Raw genomic sequence first — 19,505 nt, 5'->3', positions numbered from 1 at the left:
TCGGTAGCTCCCTTTTTACATCAAAGCGGTTTGTTTGAGCATTTACGAATCGATATTTCGTCGGGAATCGGAAAATCCGGAAAGCTAAAGTTTGCATACTTGAACAGCCAAGCTATCTTTGCACGGACGTTAGAGTTTGAAGAGTTCAGCATCGGCCGATGTGTATGCATAATTGATTGGATAGTTTCCAAATCAAGATTTTGGAGGTAGTCAATAAAAAACTGCCCATCAGAATACCTGAGAACTCCTTCAAGGTCAATATCACTTGGAAAAAGAAGGGATATAGTCTCTGGAGAAATAATAATTCGCGGGTCGGGTGCGATCTGGCTCTCAAGTTTGTAGGCTTCGATCAAAGCCTGGCTAAAGAGCAGTGTTTCATCGTGAAAATGGCGGCCGTGACTAACTCCTCCGCGACACAGCATGCCGTTTTTGTAAAGAAGCGATTGAAAGCCTCGGACTAAGCTTAAAAACTCTGAAAAGGCTTCGGGATCTGCTTTAAAGGGTGACGACACAACAATGCTGTCTGAGAATTGCGATATCTTTGCATCTACAGACTGAGCGTGTGCTAATGCTTCGTGGATCGCGGACTTGAGCTTGGGAAGGTACAGTTCACCCGGGGTCGCACTCTCGCAGTCTGCGACAACCATTTCGCCGAAGCCGAGTATATCAACAAACGCGACAAAGCTTAGACCAATCAATTAGCTAAGCCTTCACACCTTACCGCCAAATGCGTAAGTTCGGACTTGTATTTTTCCATACGTTCAACTGCCTGATCCCAAACCTTTCCTTGCCACGGCTGGCCTTCGTTGACGATACGCGTGTCGTCTTTCTCAATGCCGAAAACAGGCTTACCCGTCTCTTGCATCAACGGTGCGAGTCCAACAAAGTCAGGAATTTTGGCAACTATACAATCATCAGCTTTTAGTCCGCCCGAAAGCGGCTTTCCTTTAACAACGCTGTCCAACACAGGTTTTAATTTCTCTGAAAAGCGACCTGGCATTCGCGATATCCACAGTTCGTAACTTTTTTTGGGCTTTCCACTCATCATCTTAAAATTCTGAGATATGATTCCTAGAAATTCGGGAGTCCCCGGCCTTATCGCTAATCCTTGGTCAACAAAACTCTGATAGATTTGTTGATGCTCAGAAATCCACCTATTTAAAATAGTGGATAATGTTCCGATTGCTTGAACGTTGAAGCGGTCCGGCATCGATGGGACGAAAAAGCCATCACACGTCAGAAAGCATGCTCTTGTCAGCGCGCCCGAGCTGGGTCCGACATCGATCAACACGAAATCAAAGCCGTATTTTTCAGCCAATCTCTCGATAAACGATCCAAGCGCTACGTATGTCCTCTTTTCGTGAGTCTTGTTCGAAAAGCGCTGCGTATGCGCCTCTGCAAGCGAGTCCTCAATGTCGCTAAGATTCACATCTCCGCGCAGAAGAGAGAGATTGTCGTTAATATGAATTATGCCAACCGCATCAACGTTTACTTCGGGAACATCACCGTCGATCCGCGGCTTGAGTGCCTCTAGAATTGTCGTTCCCGGCAAATCTTGAGGAATGCCTGTATCAGCTTCTTTTTCGTCAGCTGCCTGAATTGTGTCCGATATCATCAGCTCGGTTATATTGCACTGAGGATCGGCGTCGATGACCAGAACCTTCTTTCCCCGTTCTGCAATCAGATAGGCGAGGTTGAAGGTCGTGGTCGTCTTAGACACCCCGCCTTTGTGATTATAGAGCGTGATGACTTTCATGGCTGTCACTCAGCTGCCACGCCATCGAGTGAGAACATGTCCCGGACTTCACTCAGGTCCACATTGGCCGCCGGCCCCTTCTTCGCGGTCTGGCGCTTGTCGAACGAGTCCCAGACGTCGTTCCACTGGCCCTTGGTCGCGGCCTTCGAATATTCGGTCGCGCGCTGTTCGAAGAAGTTGGCGTGCTCGACGCCGTTGAGCATCGGGGCGAGCCAGGGCAGCGGGTGCTCGTCGATCATGTAGATCGGCTTCAGGCCGAGCTGCGTCATGCGCCAGTCGGCGATGAAGCGGATGTACTTCTTGATCTCCTTGGGGGTCATGCCGTTGACCGGGCCCATCTCGAAAGCGAGATCGATGAAATTGTCCTCGAGGCGGATCGTCGTCTGGCAGACGTCGGCGATGTCGTCCTTGACCGCCTTGGTCAGGCACTGGCGCTCCTGACAGAAGGTGTGGAACATCTTGATGATGCCCTCGCAGTGCAAGGACTCGTCGCGGATCGACCAGGTGACGATCTGGCCCATGCCCTTCATCTTGTTGAAGCGCGGGAAGTTCATCAGCATCGCGAACGACGCGAACAGCTGGACGCCCTCGGTGAAGCCGCCGAACATGGCCAAAGTGCGCGCGATGTCCTCGTCGTTGTCGACGGTGAACTGCTGCATGTAGTCATGCTTTTCCTTCATCTCGGCATATTCGAGGAAGGCGCCATACTCGCTCTCGGGCATGCCGATGGTGTCGAGCAGGTGGCTGTAGGCGGCGATGTGGACCGTCTCCATGTTGCTGAACGAGGTCAGCATCATCTTGATCTCGGTCGGCTTGAACACGCGGCCGTATTTCTCGTGGTAGCAATCCTGCACCTCGACGTCGGCCTGCGTGAAGAAGCGGAAGATCTGCGTGAGCAGGTTGCGCTCGTGATCGCTGAGCTTCTGCGCCCAATCGCGGCAATCCTCGCCCAGGGGCACTTCCTCGGGGAGCCAGTGGAGCTGCTGCTGGCGCTTCCAGAACTCGAACGCCCAGGGGTATTCGAACGGCTTGTACTGCTTGGAGGCGTGAAGGAGGGACATGGGGTAAGCCTTTCGGGGAATTGGTTTTATATCGGGAAACTGGTGGGATCAGGTCGCGTGTTTCATGTCTCGGTGCTCCATTGCCACATCGCGGCGGCGGACATCGCGAGGACGATCGCGGCGGAGGTGAGCATGATGCCGATCATGCGGAACGCGTAGGTCTGTTGCTCGGTGATGCTCGGGCTGCGCAAACGGAGCAGCATCGCGGTGCCGACGATTCCGAGCACGCCTGCGACCACGAACATGATAGCTGAACCATACGTCATGCGACCAACTCGCCCGGCGCGCGTTCAGCACCCGAACCCAACACAGGAGAACGACCATGGTCGATGCAACCAAGATCCAGGAACATGCCGAAGTCATCGGCGCGGACGGCGTCCATGTCGGTACCGTCGACAAGGTCGAAGGCAACCGCATCAAGCTGACCAAGAAGGACTCGGGCGCGCAGGTCGTCGAGGGCACGGGCAGCCATGAAGGGCATCATCACTTCATCTCGCTCGGGCTGGTCGCGGATATCGAGGACGGCAAGGTCCGGCTTTCCGCCAACGCCGACGTGGCGGTGACGTTCGAAGAAGAGGCCTGACGCGAACGCGGTGCATTCGACACGCGCCGCATAGCCTGCCCGAACCCCGGTCCGCTTCGCGCGGGCCGGGGTTTTTTGCGTCAGGCGCGCCCCGGTCCGTGATGCACGGGCCGGGGTCACGCTTGAACGCCGAGAGGCCTTACTGGCAGGCAAGGCACTCATCGTAGTCCTTCGACTCGACGTCGATCTGGCGCAGGTCGATCGTGTTGTCCGCCTCGACGCCGCCGGCGAAGCCCGCGCGCTGGACCGACTTCGAACGCAGGTAATAGAGCGACTTGATGCCGAGCTCCCATGCGCGGAAGTGGAGCATGAGCAGATCCCACTTCTCGACGTCAGCGGGGATGAACAGGTTCAGCGACTGCGCCTGGTCGATATAGGGCGTGCGATCCGCGGCGAGTTCGAGCAGCCAGCGCTGGTCGATCTCGAAGCTCGTCTTGTAGCAGTCCTTTTCCTCGACCGAGAGGAAGTCGAGATGCTGGACCGAGCCACCCTGCTCGAGGATCGAGTTCCACACCGCGTCCGAGTTCTTCGACTTCTCGCTCAGCATCTTTTCGAGATACGGGTTCTTGATCGAGAAGCTGCCCGAGAGCGTCTTGTGCGTGTAGATGTTCGCCGGGATCGGCTCGATGCACGCCGACGTGCCGCCGCAGATGATCGAGATCGACGCCGTGGGCGCGATCGCCATCTTGCAGCTGAACCGCTCCATCGCGCCGACGTCGGCGGCATCGGGGCAGGGGCCACGCTCGATCGCGAGCTGCATCGAGGCTTCGTTGGCCTGGCTGCTGATGTGCTTGAACATGCGGAGATTCCACGACTTCGCCATCGCGCCCTCGAACGGGATGCCGCGTGCCTGGAGGAAGCTGTGGAAGCCCATCACGCCAAGACCGACCGAGCGCTCGCGGCCGGCGCTGTAGGCGGCGCGTTCCATGCCGGGTTCGTGGCGGTCGATATAGTCCTGCAGGACGTTGTCGAGGAAGCGCATCACGTCCTCGATCAGGCCCTTCTCGTCCTTCCACTGATCCCATGTCTCGAGGTTCAGCGATGACAGGCAGCACACGGCCGTCCGCTCGTTGCCGAGGTGATCCTTGCCGGTCGGCAGCGTGATTTCCGAACACAGGTTCGACGTCGAGACCTTGAGGCCGAGTTCGCGGTGATGCTTCGGCATCGCCTTGTTCACGTGATCGGCGAAGACGATGTACGGCTCGCCGGTCTGGAGGCGGGTCTCGACGAGCTTCTGGAACAGCGAGCGCGCGTCGACGGTGGCGCGGATCGCCTGGTCCTTCGGCGAGCGGAGATGCCATTCCTCACCGTTGCGCACGGCTTCCATGAAGTCGTCGGTGATCAGCACGCCGTGGTGGAGGTTGAGCGCCTTGCGGTTGAAATCGCCCGAGGGTTTGCGGATCTCGAGGAATTCCTCGATCTCGGGGTGCGAGACATCGAGATAGACCGCGGCCGAACCACGGCGCAGCGAGCCCTGGCTGATCGCCAGCGTGAGCGAATCCATGACGCGGACGAACGGGATGATGCCGCTGGTCTTGCCATTGAGGCCGACCGGCTCGCCGATGCCACGGACGTTGCCCCAATAGGTGCCGATGCCGCCACCGCGCGAGGCGAGCCAGACATTCTCGTTCCAGGTGTCGACGATCCCGCCGAGGCTGTCGGGGACCGAGTTGAGATAGCACGAGATCGGCAGGCCGCGGCCGGTGCCGCCGTTCGAGAGAACGGGGGTGGCGGGCATGAACCACAGCTTCGAGATCGCGTCGTAGAGGCGCTGCGCGTGGCCGGCGTCGTCGGCGTATGCGGAGGCGACGCGGACGAACAGGTCCTGGTAGCTCTCGCCCGGAAGCAGGTAGCGATCCTTGAGCGTATCCTTGCCGAATTCGGTCAGCAGCGCGTCGCGACTGTGATCGACCTCGACCGGGTAGATCTGCGCGCGCACGGAGTGGCTGTCCTGCGCCTGGCGCGGGGCCTTGGGCGCCTCGGCGGCGGGCGCGGCGGTGGTCTGTTCGATCGTGTCTGTGGTCATGTCGCTATCCCGGCTGCTGTCTCTGAAATCCATCGAAACCGCTCCTAGTGTTCTGTATTCGTTCGAATCGGCGTCATGTCGCCATGCTACCATCGGACGGCCCCTAACGGGAGAACAAAAAGTGACCATCGCGGCGGTGGAAGGCGCGCTTACGGTCATATCGCATATGGCTATGCGAGGGTTGTTCTACCAGCGATTGGGTCCGCCCCCGAACGCAACCCCAAGAGATTGTGCCAAAGCGCGAAGAGACGCAAGGGGGTGCGGGGGTGGTCGGGGCCTCGGTTCGTCGCGTTCGGGCGCGGGTTGGACGAGCGGGATATTCGCGACGCGTGGACTTCTGCGGGGTTCGTGAAGCGCAAGGGGGCGAAGCGGGAACGAAAAATTATTTAAGCGCGGAAGGTGGCAAATGTTGCTTTGGTTTGAGGGGAAGGTGTGGGGGCTAGATGTAGGGCGGCCTGACGATCCTCCCCCGCAAGGGGGAGGTGGCGGGCACTTGCCAGACGGAGGGGGAGGTAAGGCGTAACCCCTGCTGCGTGTCCTCCCCTCCGTCGCTTCGCGCCACCTCCCCCTGGCGGGGGAGGATCGAAAGACTGGGCTGCGAATAATCCGAGCAAGCCATTACCACCACACCACCCCGGCGAAGGCCGGGGCCCAATTGGGGGACGTTGCCAACTGAGCGATGTCCGTCGTTACTGCGACCTTTCCACTTGGGCCCCGGCCTTCGCCGGGGTGGTAGCAATTGGACGGGGGGTGGCCTGCCTCAGCCCTCGATCATCGTCCGGATCTGCGTCGCCAACGCCTCCATCGCAAACGGCTTGGTGATCATCGACATACCCGGCTTCAGGAAGCCCGACGCCAGCGCGGCATTCTCCGCATAGCCCGTCATGAACAGCACGCGGAGCCCCGGCCGCAGCGCACGACCCGCATCGGCGACCTGACGACCGTTCAGTCCGGGCAGGCCGATGTCGGTGACGAGCAGGTCGATCCGCTCCATCGTCCGCAACCTTTCAAGCCCGGCGGGACCGTCATGTGCCTCGACCGCCCGGTAACCGAGCTCGCCCAATACCTCGACGATCAGCGCGCGGACGACCGAATCGTCCTCGACCACCAGCACGATCTCGCCAGCATCGGTGACGTGGTCCTGCGTCAGCCCGGGCAACGCCTCGTCCGCTTCCGCCTCGCCGTAATGGCGTGGGAGATACAGCTTGATCGTCGTGCCCTGGCCAAGCTCGCTATAGATCCGCGCATAGCCCTCCGACTGGCGCGCGAAGCCGTAGATCATCGACAGGCCGAGCCCGGTACCCTGGCCGATCGGCTTGGTCGTGAAGAACGGTTCGAACGCCTTGGCGATCGTGTCGGCGGACATGCCGGTGCCGGTATCGGACACGCAGACGCACACGTAATGGCCCGGCCGGACGTCGCGCTGGCTGGCGGCGAAATGGTCGTCGAGGTGCGCGTTGCAGGTCTCGATCGTGAGCTTGCCACCATGCGGCATCGCGTCGCGCGCGTTGATGACGAGGTTGAGTAGCGAATTCTCGAGCTGGTTGGGATCGCACAACGTCGTCCACAGACCGGCCCCAAGCACCGTCTCGAGTTCGATCTGCTCGCCAGTCGTGCGGCGGAGCAGGTCCTCGAGCGAGGTGACGAGCGGGTTGACCTTGACCGGGCGCGGATCGAGCGGCTGGCGGCGGGAGAACGCCAGCAGGCGGTGGGTAAGCGACGCGGCGCGGTTCGCGGCGGTGGTCGCGCCGGTGATGAAGCGATCGAGCTCGCCGACACGCCCTTGCGCGACGCGACGCTGGACGATCTCCAGGCTGCCGGTGATGCCTTGCAACAGATTGTTGAAATCGTGCGCGATGCCGCCGGTCAGCTGGCCGACCGCTTCCATCTTCTGCGCCTGGCGGAGGGCCTCCTGCGCCTCGACCAGCTCCTGCGTGCGATCGCGCACGCGCTGTTCGAGGTCGGCGTTGAGCGATTGCAGATCGCGTTCGAGCCGCTTGCGATCGGTGACGTCGGCGCCCTCGACGAAAATGCCGACCACCGTCCCGGTTGCGTCTCGGATCGGCTGGAAAACGAAATCGACGTAGCGATCGTGGACCGCGCCGCCAGGCTCCGCCTGGACCGCATACAGCATCCCACTCGCGGTGAACGCATCGCCGCTCGCGAACACACGATCAAGCAGGTCGACAAACCCCTGTTCGACCGCGTCGGGCAAAGCCTCCGCAACGGTGCGGCCGAGCACCTCGCGGTGGCCGATCAGCTTGTCGTATCCGGGGTTGGTCAACTCGACCCGGTGTTCGGGCCCGCGCAGCATCGCCATGAAGGTCGGCGCCTGCGCGAACATCTGGCTCATCCGCTCGCGCTCGTCACGCAGCGCGCGTTCGGTCTGGACCTGATCGGTGCTCTCATAGGTCGAGCAGAACATGCCAGCGATCGCACCGCTTTCGTCGCGGACTGGCGAGTAGGAGAAGGTGAACCAGGTGCGCTCGTCATAGCCCTTGCGGTTGGTGACGAGCGGCAGATTCTCGAAGAACGAGGCTTCTCCCGCCAGCGCCTTGTCGACGAGCGGACTGATGTCGGGCCAGAGTTCGGCCCAGATGTCGGGCAGCCGGTCGCCGAGTGCCGCGGGATGCTTGTCGTGCAGGATCCGCGCATAATGGTCGTTGTAGAGGAAGCCGAGCTCGGGCCCCCATGCAAGGCACATCGCGAATTCGGAGGCCAGCATCAGCGACACGATCGATCGGAGCGACTGCGGCCAGTGCTCGATCGGCCCCAGCGGCGACGACGACCAGTCGTGCGCGCGGATCATCGCGGCCATCTCGCCGCCACCGGTCAGGAAATCGGCCTCGGCCGTCTGTGTGGTCATCTCAAAGTCCTGCCGGGTCGCACGCCGGGCCGAATTTTACGCCGGTGCGCGTTCGATACGGCGACGCATCGTAGGTTTCTACCGGTTCGCGGGCAGGTCGCCGGGTCATCGGCACAGTTCGTCCGCCAATCGCGTCAGGCTGTCGACGCTATGGTCCCAATCCTGGACGGCATCTGCATCGGGTGCGCGCTGGCCGCCATATTCTTGCGGACGATCGACATAGACGGTCTGCAGGCCGGCGGCGCGCGCCGCGGCAAGGTCGCTGTGATGCGCGGCGACGAGGCAGAGTTCGCCGGGAGCAATGCCGAGAAACCGTGCGGTGGCGAGGTAGGATTCGGGGAGCGGCTTGTAGACGCGGCTGACTTCCGCCCCAAGGATCGCGTCCCAGGGCAGGCCACCGCGGCGCGCCATCTCCAGCATCAGTGCGATGTTGCCGTTGCTGAGCGTGACGACCGGGTAGCGGGTCTTGAGGCGGGTGAGGCCCTCGACCGAGTCGGGCCAGGGATCGAGCCGGTGCCAGGCGTGAGTCAGGTCGGTGAGCGTGGCGTCGCCTAGCGTGGCGGGGTCGATGTCGTGGTGACGGAGCAGGTCTTCGAGCGCCTCGCGGTGGAGCGTGTCGAGAATGACGAACGGCCGCCGTCCGCTGCGGACCTCCTCGAGCGCCGGCTGATAGCGTTTGCGCCAGCCGTCGGCGAAGCGGTGCGGGTCGATATCGGTGCGGCCCAGGCGCGCGAGCACAGGCGCGGCATCGCGCGCGATGCCCGAGCGCCAGTCGACCACGGTGCCGAACACGTCGAACGCGAGGGCTTTGATCGGAGCGCGATGTACCATGAGGGTGAGACGGTGGGAGGCGGCGGTTGGTTCCCGGGAATGGGGGGCTTCCGGGCCTTTGCGCAGGCCGTGGTTGAGCGGGGAACTCGGCAATTTATCCCACCATCCTAGGAGATTACACACCACCCCGGCGGAGGCCGGGGCCCAATTGGGAAACGTGGATTGGCGAACGCCGTCTGCTGTTACGACGACCTCTCCAATTGGGCCCCGGCCTCCGCCGGGGTGGTGGCCTTTTACCGGTCTCCCGCAAAGTCGGACTGACTGCCGCTCGGCCCGCCTAACTCACCCAGTCCGGCGAAGACGCGCGGAGTGGCCCTGGTTCAGCCGTTCCAGGTTGAACGCCTCGTGGAACTCGATGCCCGCCTTGCCGGCGCGGGCCCAGCGGATGCGGGCGCCGAACATCTGGTCCTCGACCAGTTCGATCTGCATCTCGACGCCATCGGGGTTGCCGTCGATCCGCAGCCCGTCGAGCATCGCGCCCGAGGTCGAGATATCGCGGATGCGGACGTCGCCGCGGACCCCGTCGATCGCGATCCGGGCGGAGCGCAGCATCTTGGTGCGTGGCGCGCGGCTCACCTTGAAGCCGCTCGCGGCGGCGGTGCCGTTCTCGACCCCCAATTGCCGCAAAGCCTCGTCCGCGCGGACCGGGCGGCCATAGACATAGCCCTGGATATGGCTGCACCCGAGGTCGCGGATCAGGTCGATCTCGTCCTGCACCTCGACCCCCTCGGCGGTCGTCTCCATGCCGAGCGTGTCGGCGAGCGTGACGATAGCCTTGATGATCGCGGCGTTGCGGTTGCCCGGCTCGGCCGCACCGCGCACGAACGACTGGTCGATCTTGATCTTGTCGAACGGGGCGTTGCGCAGATAGCCGAGCGACGAATAACCGGTGCCGAAATCGTCCAACGCAAGCCGCACGCCGATCCCCTTCAGCGCCTTGAACATCTGTTCCGACGAGCGCGTCTCGTCGAGGAATACGCCTTCGGTGATCTCCAGTTCGAGTCTGCCTGCGGCGATGCCAGACTGGGCGAGCGCGCTGGTGACGAGCGCGGGCAGAGCGGGGTTGGCGAACTGGATCGGCGAGACGTTGACCGCGACGCGGACCGAGCCGGGCCAGCGCGCCGCCTCCAGGCACGCGGTCCGCAGCACCCATTCGCCGATCGCCTCGATCAGCCCGCATTCCTCCGCGACCGGGATGAAGTCGGCGGGCGAGACGAGCCCCCGCGTCGGGTGGTTCCAGCGGATCAGCGCTTCGTAGCCGACGATCTGCGCCGACTTCGTGCTGACGATCGGCTGGTAGCAGAGGTGGAAGGCGCCGTCGGAGATCGCCGCGCGCAGATCGTCCTCGAGCAGTTTCCGCGTGCGCGCGCCGGTCAGCATGTCGTCCGAATAGAAACGGTGGACGCCGCGGCCATCGGCCTTGGCGGCGTACAGCGCGAGATCGGCGTTACGGACGAGCGTCTCGGCATCGTCGCCGTCGTCGGGTGCGATTGCGATGCCGATCGAGCAGCCGATCGTGACCGACGTCCCGCTGATGAAATAGGGTTCGGACAGCGAGGCGATGACTTCGCGGGACAGCGCGGCGAGCGTGTCGCGGTCGGCGATGCCGGGCAGCACGACCTGGAACTCGTCGCCGCCCAGCCGCCCGACCAGCCCTGCATCGGCGATCCCGCGCTGGAGCCGCTGCGCGACCTGCTTCAACAGCGTGTCGCCCGCCTGGTGGCCCAGCGTATCGTTGACCGCCTTGAACCGATCGAGATCCATCAGGAACAGCGACGTCGCGCGGTACGGACCGGTCTTCTGCGCGAGCGTCTTGTCGAGCGACGAGCGCATCCGCTGGCGGTTGGCGAGCCCGGTGAGCCCGTCGAACAGTGCCAGCCGCGTGATCTCGGCTTCCGACTTGCGCTGTTCGGTCAGATCACGGCCCGAGCCGATGAAGCCCTGGAAGCGCCCGAGGTCGTCGACCACCGGCCGGCCCGAGATCGACCACCAGCGTTCGCATTCTGGCGAGGTCGCGGCGCACACCGAATAGTCCGAGAAAGATGTGCGCGAGGCGATGTGGAAGGCGAGCGTACGTTCGGTGCCCGGCGCGTCGTTGTCCATGCGAAACAGGTCGGTGAGCGGTTGCCCGACCGCGTCGTCGGCGAGGCCGAGTTCGTCGGTGACCTTGGCGGACAGGTAGGTGAGGCGGCCCTGGCGGTCTGCTTCCCAGAACCAGCCGGTACCCTGGTCCTCGAATTCGGCGACCATCCGGATCGCGAGGCGGCCTTCGTTCGCGTTCTCAGCGCGGTGCAGTTCCTGCGCGACGTCGATCCGCGCGAGTCGATGCGCGACGATCCCCAAGCTGCCGAGGAACACGATCGCGACCACCAGCGGCATACCGATCCCCGCGCATACCGCGAGCATGACGACGATCCCAACGCCGAGCCCGAGCGTCGCAGCGCGGACCGCATGGACGCTAACCGCGGTCACCGCGATCATCCCCAGCACCGCGACGCAGCAGGCGAGTTGCAGCGACCCCGACGGCGCGCGCGCAACGGCCCACAATAGTGACAGGGACAGCGCTGCGACTCCGGCGACGCCGACGGTAAGCGCGCGGTTGCGCTTATAGGCAGGCCATTCGCGCAATCCCGGCAGCCGCAACACGCCGAACACGCCTGCGGACAACGCGGCCAGGATCGCGGCATGGATGCCGATCGACGGGACGATGGTGCCAAGACCGGCGGCAGGCGATGCGATCAGCGCAAGCGCGACGAGGAGGGCACAGCCGACCATCTGCGTGGCAACCGCGATCGGCCATGTTTCCGCGACTTGCGCGAGCTTGCGATCGAGGAGTTCGGCAACCTGTTCGCGCGCATCCTCGCCAAGCCCAAACACGGCGGGGGCTGGCGATCGATCGCGCGCGCGGCGATCCGCGACGGGGAGGGGGGCGTACATCCAACCGTTCTGACTGGAATATCTTGCTGATACGGTAAGATTGGCGGAACGCGAAAAAAACATCGTCCGCTCAGTGCGTTATAAAGGCGGAGGTGATGGAGTTGCGTCTGGCTCTTCCGCCCCCTCCGACGCGTCAGTCCGTTTCCGGCCGCGGTGCGCCGCTCATCGTCACCGGTTGTGGCCCGCCGGCGGTGGCTTCGAGCGTCGAATCCCCGCCCAGCACCCGGTACAGCGTCACGCGGTTGCTCGCGCCGACGAGCTGCGTCGCGACGAGGTTGCGTTGCGCGGTGTAGAGCGAGCGTTGCGCGTCGAGCGAGTTGAGGAAGGTGTCGATGCCGCCGCGATAGCGCGCGTCGGACAGGCGATACGTGTCCAGCGCCGCTTCGGAGAAGTTCTGGTTCGCCTTCAACTGGTCGGCGATCGTGCCTTGGCGTGCGAGCGCGTCGGCGGTTTCCTGGAACGCGGTCTGGATCGTCTTCTCATAGGTCGCGAGCGCGGCGTCGCGTTGCGCCTTCGAATAGGCGACCCCGGCGATCCCTGCACCGGCGCGGAAGATCGGGTAGCTGACCGAGGGCGCGACCGAATAGTTGAACGCGCCGCCGCTGAACAACGAGGTCAGCGACGTGCTCGCAAAGCCGAGGATGCCGGTCAGCGAGATCTTCGGGAACAGTTCCGCGCGTGCTGCGCCGATCTCGGCGTTGGTGGCGCGGAGCTGGTATTCGGATTCGACGACGTCGGGCCGGCGCAGGAGGATGCTGCTGTCGAGCCCGGCCGGCAGCGTGGCGACGGTCGGTAGGGCCTGCTCGATCGACGTGGGCAGCAGGCTGGCGTCGACCGGCGCGCCGACGAGGAGTTGCAGCGCGTTGACGTCCTGCGCGAGCGCGGTGCGTTGCTGCGCGAGGTCGGACTGCGCGGTGAACAGGATCTGCTGCGCCTGACGGAGATCGGTGCGCGGGGCGACGCCGCCGCGAAGTCGCGCGTTGGTCAGCGTGACGCTGCGCTGCGAACTCGTCACGGTGTCCTGCGCGATCTTGAGCAGGCTTTGGTCCGACGCGTAGGTGAGCCACGCATCGGCGATGTCGCCGACGAGCGTCAGGCGGGTGGCGCGCGCGGCGGCTTCGGTCGCGAAATAGCGATCGAGCGCGGCGCTGGTGAGCGAACGGATGCGGCCGAACAGGTCGAGCTCGAACGCGGTCGTACCGAGATCGACCGAGAAGGCGCTGTTCGAGCTGGAAGAACTGACGACCGATCCGGTGCCGGTGCCGGTGCCTGTCCCGCCCGTACCGATGCCGCCCGTGCCGGTACCGGTTCCCGTATTGCCGGTTCCCGTTCCCGTTCCCGTTCCAGTGCCAGTGTTACCGCCCGTTCCGCCGCTCGTTACGGTGTTGCGCGTACCTCTGCCGCCGCCGGAATAACTGTAGCGGCCGCTGGCATCGACCTGCGGCAACAGGTCGGCGCGCTGGATGCGGTATTGCGCGCGAGTCGACGCGATGTTGGCGGCGGCGACGCGGAGATCGCGGTTGTTCGCCAGTGCCTGGACGATGATCTGCTGGAGCCGCTGGTCCTTGAAGACGTCGCGGTAGGTGATCGCGGGCAACGCCGCCTCGGACTGGCGCAGGTACGCGTCACCGACCGGGAGCGACGGCGGCACCGGGAGTTCGGTCCGCGCATATTTGGACGCAAGCGAGCAGCCGGCGAGCGCGGTCGATGCGGCGAGGATCAGGACTAGCGAGCGCATCATGCGGGCTCCGGCCGGTGAGGGCCCTGTGGTTCGGGCAGGCCCAATGGTTCGTTGTGGTCGCCATCGGATCCATGGTCGTCATGGCCCTGGAAGCCAGTCGGCTTGCCACGCAGCTTGGCGATGCCGTCACGCGCGCCACGGCGGACGAGGACGAAGAACAGCGGGATGTAGAAAATGGCCAAGATCGTTGCGGTCAGCATGCCGCCAACCACCGCCGTGCCGATCGCGATGCGGCTGTTCGCGCCCGCACCGGTCGACAGCGCGAGCGGCAACACGCCGAGGATGAACGCGAACGAGGTCATCAGGATCGGGCGCAACCGGATCTTTGCTGCGGACAGGGCCGCCTCGATGACGCGCTTGCCCTTTTTTTCCTCCTGCTCGGCGAACTCGATCATCAGGATCGCGTTCTTGGCGGCCAGGCCCATCGTCGTCAGCAGGCCGATCTGGAGATACACGTCGTTGATCAGGCCACGCAGCGTCACCGCGAGGATCGCGCCGACGAGGCCGAGCGGGATCACGAGCAGCACCGCGATCGGGATCGACCAACTCTCGTACAGCGCGGCGAGGCACAGGAACACGACCAGCAGCGACAGCCCGTAGAGGATCGGCGCCTGACCCGAGGACAGGCGTTCCTGATACGACAGGCCGGACCAGGCGACCGAGGTGCCAGGGATCTGCCCCGCAAGCTCGGCAATCCGGTTCATCGCATCGCCCGAGCTGACGCCGGCCGCGCCCGACCCCTGGATCTCGTACGAGGCGATGCCGTTGAAGCGCGACAGCGTCGTCGGCGCCTGGCCCCAGCTCGTCTTCGCGAACGACGAGAACGGCGCCATCTGGCCGTTCGATCCGCGCACGAACCACTGGCTCAGGTCGGACGGCTGCGCGCGGAACTGCGCGTCGCCCTGGACATAGACGCGCTTGACGCGGCCACGGTCGATGAAGTCGTTGACGTACTGGCCACCCCAAGCGGTCGACAGCGTCGAGTTCACGTTGGCCTGCGTCAGGCCGAGCGTGGACAGCTTCTGCTGGTCGGCATCGACGCGGAGCGTGGCGACGTCGGGCAGTTCAGTCAGGCGGATCGCGGTCAGCGACGAGTCGGCGCGGGCAAGCGCGAGCAGCTTGTCGCGCGCGGCGTTGAACTCGACCTGGCTGAGGCCACCGGCGTTCTGCAACTCCATCGTGAAGCCGTTCGACGAGCCGAGGCCGCGGACGGCCGGCGGTACCAGCGAATAGACCTGCGCGTCACGGAAGCCGGCAAACGCCTTCGAGGCGCGACCGGTGATCGCCTCCGCGGTGTTTTCCTTGCCCTTGCGATCGTCCCACGGCGCGAACGCGATGAAGCCCTGGCCCGTGTTCTGGCCGCTTGCGCCGCCACCGCCGCCACCGCTGACGGTGAACATCGTGCCGACGTTGGCCTTCTCGTTGGTGTAGTAATATTGCTCGATCTGCTTCTGCAGCGCGAAGGTGCGGCCTTGCGTGGCGCCCGCGGGGAGCTGGAACTGGACGATGCCCGAGCCCTGGTCCTCGGTCGGCAGGAAGCCCGTCGGCAGCCGCAGGAACAGCACCGCGAGCACCGCGACGATCACCGCGTAGATCAGCAGGAACAGCCACTTGCGGTCGATTACCGACTGGACCGCACTGGTGTATTTCTGCGTGCCCTTCTCGAACCCGTCATTGAACTTGTCGCCCGCGCGCGTGAAAAAGTGCGCCACCTTGGGGAATTTGCGTTCGCCCCAGCTCTTCTCGGTGTTGCCGTCGGCGTCCTTCTTCTTCTGCTTGAGCAGCGTCGCGGTGAGGGCGGGGGAGAGGATCAGCGCGACCAGCACCGACAGCACCATTGCCGAGACCATCGTCAGCGAGAACTGGCGATAGATCACGCCGGTCGATCCGCCGAAGAACGCCATCGGCAGGAACACCGCCGACAACACGAGCGCGATCGCGACCAGCGCGACGGTGATCTCGTTCATCGACTCGATCGTCGCCTCCCGAGGCGTCATCTCGGGATTTTCCTCCATCAGGCGCTCGACGTTCTCGACCACGACGATCGCGTCGTCGACCAGCAGGCCGATCGCGAGCACGAGGCCGAACAGCGTCAACGTGTTGATCGAGAAGCCGGCGAGATAGAACACGCCGAACGTCCCGAGCAGCACGACCGGGACCGCGATCGTCGGGATCAGCGTCGCGCGCCAGCTTTGCAGGAACACGAACATGACGATGACGACGAGGATGACGGCCTCGATCAGCGTCTTGACGACCTCGTCGATCGACAGCTTGATAAAGTCGGTGGTGTCGTTGGCGTAGGCGAACTTCAGGCCGGGCGGGAAGCTCTTGGCGGATTTGGCGACGAACGCCTTGACCAGTTCGGCGGTCTTGAGCGCGTCGGCGCCCGGCGCGAGCAGCACCGCGATACCGGCGCCGGGATGCGCGTTGACGCGGCTGCGCGCGTTGTAGTTCTCCGCGCCCAGCTCGATCCGGGCGACGTCGCGCAGCTTGACCACGGCGCTGTCGTTGGTGGTCTTCAGGATGATGTTGGCGAACTGCTCGGGCGTCTGGAGGCGCGACTGTGCGGTGACGGTCGCGTTCAGCATCTGCGTGTCGGGCTGGGGCTGCCCGCCGAGTTCGCCGGCGGCGACTTCGGTGTTCTGCGCCTGGATCGCGGTCGTCACGTCGCTCGGGATGAGCTGGTAGCTGGCGAGCTTGTTGGGGTTCAGCCAGATCCGCATCGCGTACTGCGCGCCGAAAACGTTGCTGTCGCCGATCCCCGGAATACGGCCGAGCGGGTCCTGCAGGTTCGAGACGAGATAGTCCGAGACGTCCTGGTTGGTCAGCTTGTCGGTCTCGTCATAGACGCCGACGATCAGCAAATTGTCCGGGTTCGATTTGCGGACGACGAGGCCCTGCTGCTGGACCTGTTGCGGCAGGCGGGACAGCGTCTGCTGGACCTGGTTCTGGACCTGGACCTGCGCGATGTCGGGATCGGTGCCCTTCTCGAACGTCACCGTGATATTCACCGAGCCGCGCGACGACGACGACGAGCTGAAATAGATCAGCCCGTCGATGCCGGTCAGCGACTGCTCGACGACCTGCGTCACGCTGTTCTGGATCGTCTGCGCGTTGGCGCCTGGGAAGGACGCGCGGACGGTCACCTGCGGCGGTGCGACGTCGGGATATTGCGCGATCGGCAAGCTCATGATCGCGCCGATGCCGCCAAGCATCACGATGATCGCGAGCACCCAGGCGAAGATCGGGCGATCGATGAAGACACGGGACAACATAAGGGCTTAGCCGGCCTTTTTCTGGCTGGAGTCGCCACCGGAGGAGTCACCCTTGGGCGCTTCGATCTTCTGCGCGGTGTTTTCCGGCACCGGCTTCACGCCCTGGTTGGGGGCGATCTTCGACAGGCCCTGCGTGATGATCTTGTCGCCGGGGTTGAGCCCGCTGGTGACCACCCAGAACGCGCCCTGGGTGCGATCCGCTTTGATCTTCTTCTGGACCGCCTTGTTGTTCGCACCGACGACATAGACCGTCGCATTGCCCTTCGCATCGCGCGACACGCCCGCCTGCGGCACGAGGAACGCGCGCTGGTTAATCGCCTGCGCGAACTTCGCCTGGACGAACATGCCGGGCAACAACAGCCCCTGCGGATTGGGGAAGCGCGCGCGCAGCGTCACGGTGCCGGTCTCGGTGTTGACCAGCGCCTCGGCGAACTCGACGCTGCCGGTGGCGCCGTATTCGCTGCCGTCCTCGAGCGTCAGGCGGACTTCGGCGCGGGTCGCGACGATACCGTTCTGGCCGAGCGAGCGACGCAGCGCGAGCAGGTCGCCGGACGACTGCTGGATGTCGACGAACATCGGATCGAGTCGCTGGATCTGCGCGAGCGGATCGGCCTGCGTCGCCGAGACGAGCGCGCCGACGGTGAACAGCGACCGGCCGATGCGCCCGGTGATCGGCGCGGGGACGGTCGTAAACTTGAGGTTGATCTGCGCGGTTTCGAGCGCCGCGCGGGTCTGCGCGACCGAGGCAGTGGCCTGACGCGAGGTGGCGACCGCGTTGGTATAGTCCTGCTTGCTGATCGCCTCCATCTCCGCGAGCGGCTTGTAGCGCTGTGCGAGGATGGTCTGCGCCTGCTGGTTGGCGCGCGCGCTCTGGAGGTTGGCCTGCGCCTCGTTGGCGGCGGCGCGATAGAGGCGCGGGTCAATCTCGTAGAGCGGCTGGCCCTTCTTGACGAGCGTACCCTCGGTAAAGAAGCGGCGGCGGATGATGCCGGTGACCTGGGGACGGACGTCCGAGCTTTCGAACGCGGTGGTGCGACCGCTGAGTTCGGTGGTCATCGCGACGCTGGTCGGCTGGACGACGACATAGCCGACGGTTGGCGTGCCTTGGCCCGGTTGGCCACCGCGGCCGGCCTTGCCTTGAGCCTTGTCGCCACCGCCGGAGCAGGCCGCGAGCACCAGTGCGGGCACCAGCAGGATGGCGCACTGCCGCGCAGAAAATCGTGTGGCTATCAAGTTTGGTATCCGCTCGCGATCGGTGGTGGCAGCTGTTGGTCGACCTAAACCACGAGGATGTACCAGAAGTATGTCAGTTGAAAAGCGCGGGTGAGAAATAGGGAAGAAAGAGTAACCTGTTTGATTGTTTGGGGGTGAGGCGCGAGTCAAACCAAGAAGATTGTTTCCCCGCGAAGGCGGGGACCCAGACTGGGCTCCCGCCTTCGCGGGAGAACAAGGGGCGGGCGGGCGCCCCTATCCACACGCACCTCCAGCAGCCACCGCACTCGAGAACCGCCGCGCCGCCCCTGAGCCACCGCACCACCCCGGCGGAGGCCGGGGCCCAGTTGGGGGACACTGCTAACGGAGCGCGGTCCGTCGTTACTGCGACCTTTCCAACTGGGCCCCGGCCTCCGCCGGGGTGGTGCTTTGTGTGGGAGTCCTTCAAACCAAATTGTCGCGAGGGCGTTGAGCAGTGGTTGCCGGAACGAGCCCGGCATGACGGATGGGGTGGGCTGATGGCGTCGATCGATGATGACAAGAATGCGGCTGCCATTGCGGCTGTGGCCGAGGTGCGGGAAGGGATGCTTGTCGGACTCGGCACCGGATCAACCGCAGCGTTCGCGATCAGAGCGCTCGGCGATCGCGTGGCCCAAGGCTTGCAAATCCACGCCGTCGTCACCTCCGAAGCCTCCGGCAAACTCGCCTGCGAACTCGGCATCGAGATCCTCGACTTCGCCACCATCGCCCACGTCGACCTAACCATAGACGGCGCGGACGAGATCGACTCGCAGTGTTTCGCCATTAAGGGCGCAGGCGGGGCGATGTTGCGCGAGAAGATCGTCGCCGCAAGCTCGGCACGGATGGTCGTGATCGCCGACGGCTCCAAGCGCGTCGACCGAATCGGCGCCGCCAAGCTGCCGGTCGAGGTACTCCCCTTCGCCAGCGCCTACGTCATGCGCATCCTCACCGACATGAGCGCCGCCCCAAAGATCCGCGACAACTACCGGACGGACCAAGGCAATCTCGTCATCGACTGCCACTTCGCCACCCTCGACGACCCCCGTGCAACCGCCGTCACGCTCGCCGCGATCCCCGGCATTCTCGGCCACGGCCTGTTCCTCGACGAGGTCGATGCCGCGTATATTGCAACGAACGGCGTCGTTACGCGACTGGAACGAATGGGTGCATCCGACTAAAGGCATCCTATGTTGGCA

At 64.0% G+C, this 19,505-nt stretch carries 13 protein-coding genes; 2 read left to right on the top strand and 11 right to left on the bottom strand.

Annotation, left to right across the window (positions count from 1 at the left end):
* Nucleotides 1-20 precede the first annotated feature (20 nt).
* From C8J39_RS18460 to C8J39_RS04535, 4 genes are all read right to left on the bottom strand, one after another.
* Nucleotides 21-698: a hypothetical protein gene (locus C8J39_RS18460; protein ID WP_132833312.1), complete on the bottom strand. Its 678-nt coding sequence runs from the start codon at nt 696-698 to the stop codon at nt 21-23.
* On the bottom strand, nt 695-1,756 hold the full coding sequence (locus C8J39_RS04545) for a ParA family protein (protein ID WP_120299411.1): 1,062 nt from the start codon (nt 1,754-1,756) through the stop codon (nt 695-697). The genes C8J39_RS18460 and C8J39_RS04545 overlap by 4 nt, the downstream gene beginning before the upstream one ends.
* 5 nt (nt 1,757-1,761) lie before the next feature.
* Nucleotides 1,762-2,817 carry a ribonucleotide-diphosphate reductase subunit beta gene (locus C8J39_RS04540; protein WP_120299410.1) on the bottom strand — a complete coding sequence of 352 codons (1,056 nt, stop codon included), beginning with the start codon at nt 2,815-2,817 and terminating at the stop codon, nt 1,762-1,764.
* Between the two features lie 62 nt (nt 2,818-2,879).
* Complete coding sequence (locus C8J39_RS04535; RefSeq protein ID WP_056484646.1) at nt 2,880-3,083, bottom strand: hypothetical protein; 204 nt, start codon at nt 3,081-3,083, stop codon at nt 2,880-2,882.
* A 56-nt stretch (nt 3,084-3,139) separates the two neighbouring features.
* Here C8J39_RS04535 and C8J39_RS04530 point away from each other — a divergent pair, with 56 nt between their 5' ends.
* The gene (locus C8J39_RS04530; protein WP_056055125.1) at nt 3,140-3,400 is read left to right on the top strand and encodes a DUF2171 domain-containing protein; all 261 of its coding nucleotides are present in this window, start codon (nt 3,140-3,142) and stop codon (nt 3,398-3,400) included.
* Nucleotides 3,401-3,539: 139 nt separating this feature from the next.
* On the opposite strand, the gene C8J39_RS04525 is transcribed toward C8J39_RS04530, so the two are convergent.
* The 7 genes from C8J39_RS04525 to C8J39_RS04490 form a co-directional block, all read right to left on the bottom strand.
* Nucleotides 3,540-5,459: a ribonucleoside-diphosphate reductase subunit alpha gene (locus C8J39_RS04525; protein ID WP_120299409.1), complete on the bottom strand. Its 1,920-nt coding sequence runs from the start codon at nt 5,457-5,459 to the stop codon at nt 3,540-3,542.
* Nucleotides 5,460-6,186: 727 nt separating this feature from the next.
* A complete protein-coding gene (locus C8J39_RS04515) occupies nt 6,187-8,292 on the bottom strand; it encodes a PAS domain-containing sensor histidine kinase (RefSeq protein WP_207896925.1) in 2,106 nt (701 codons plus the stop codon).
* Between the two features lie 105 nt (nt 8,293-8,397).
* Nucleotides 8,398-9,123 (bottom strand): haloacid dehalogenase type II, encoded by a 726-nt coding sequence (locus tag C8J39_RS04510; RefSeq protein ID WP_120299407.1) that lies wholly within the window; start codon nt 9,121-9,123, stop codon nt 8,398-8,400.
* 282 nt (nt 9,124-9,405) lie between these two features.
* Nucleotides 9,406-12,060, bottom strand: a complete 2,655-nt coding sequence (locus C8J39_RS04505; protein ID WP_243649720.1) for an EAL domain-containing protein — start codon at nt 12,058-12,060, stop codon at nt 9,406-9,408.
* A gap of 133 nt (nt 12,061-12,193) precedes the next feature.
* Entirely contained in the window at nt 12,194-13,801 is a 1,608-nt protein-coding gene (locus C8J39_RS04500; protein WP_120299406.1) for an efflux transporter outer membrane subunit, read from the bottom strand.
* A complete protein-coding gene (locus C8J39_RS04495) occupies nt 13,798-17,076 on the bottom strand; it encodes a multidrug efflux RND transporter permease subunit (RefSeq protein ID WP_120299405.1) in 3,279 nt (1,092 codons plus the stop codon). Before C8J39_RS04495 ends, C8J39_RS04500 begins: the two co-directional genes overlap by 4 nt.
* Nucleotides 17,077-17,082: 6 nt before the next feature.
* A complete protein-coding gene (locus tag C8J39_RS04490; RefSeq protein WP_404969314.1) occupies nt 17,083-18,306 on the bottom strand; it encodes an efflux RND transporter periplasmic adaptor subunit in 1,224 nt (407 codons plus the stop codon).
* Nucleotides 18,307-18,806: 500 nt separating this feature from the next.
* Here C8J39_RS04490 and rpiA point away from each other — a divergent pair, with 500 nt between their 5' ends.
* On the top strand, nt 18,807-19,487 hold the full coding sequence (gene rpiA, locus C8J39_RS04485; RefSeq protein WP_120299403.1) for a ribose-5-phosphate isomerase RpiA: 681 nt from the start codon (nt 18,807-18,809) through the stop codon (nt 19,485-19,487).
* Nucleotides 19,488-19,505: the final 18 nt, after the last annotated feature.

This window comes from Sphingomonas sp. PP-CC-1A-547 (assembly GCF_003610375.1).
Taxonomy (GTDB): Bacteria; Pseudomonadota; Alphaproteobacteria; order Sphingomonadales; family Sphingomonadaceae; genus Sphingomonas.
The sequence above is the reverse complement of the archived record's forward strand: the minus strand, read 5'-3'. Positions and strand labels throughout refer to the sequence as shown.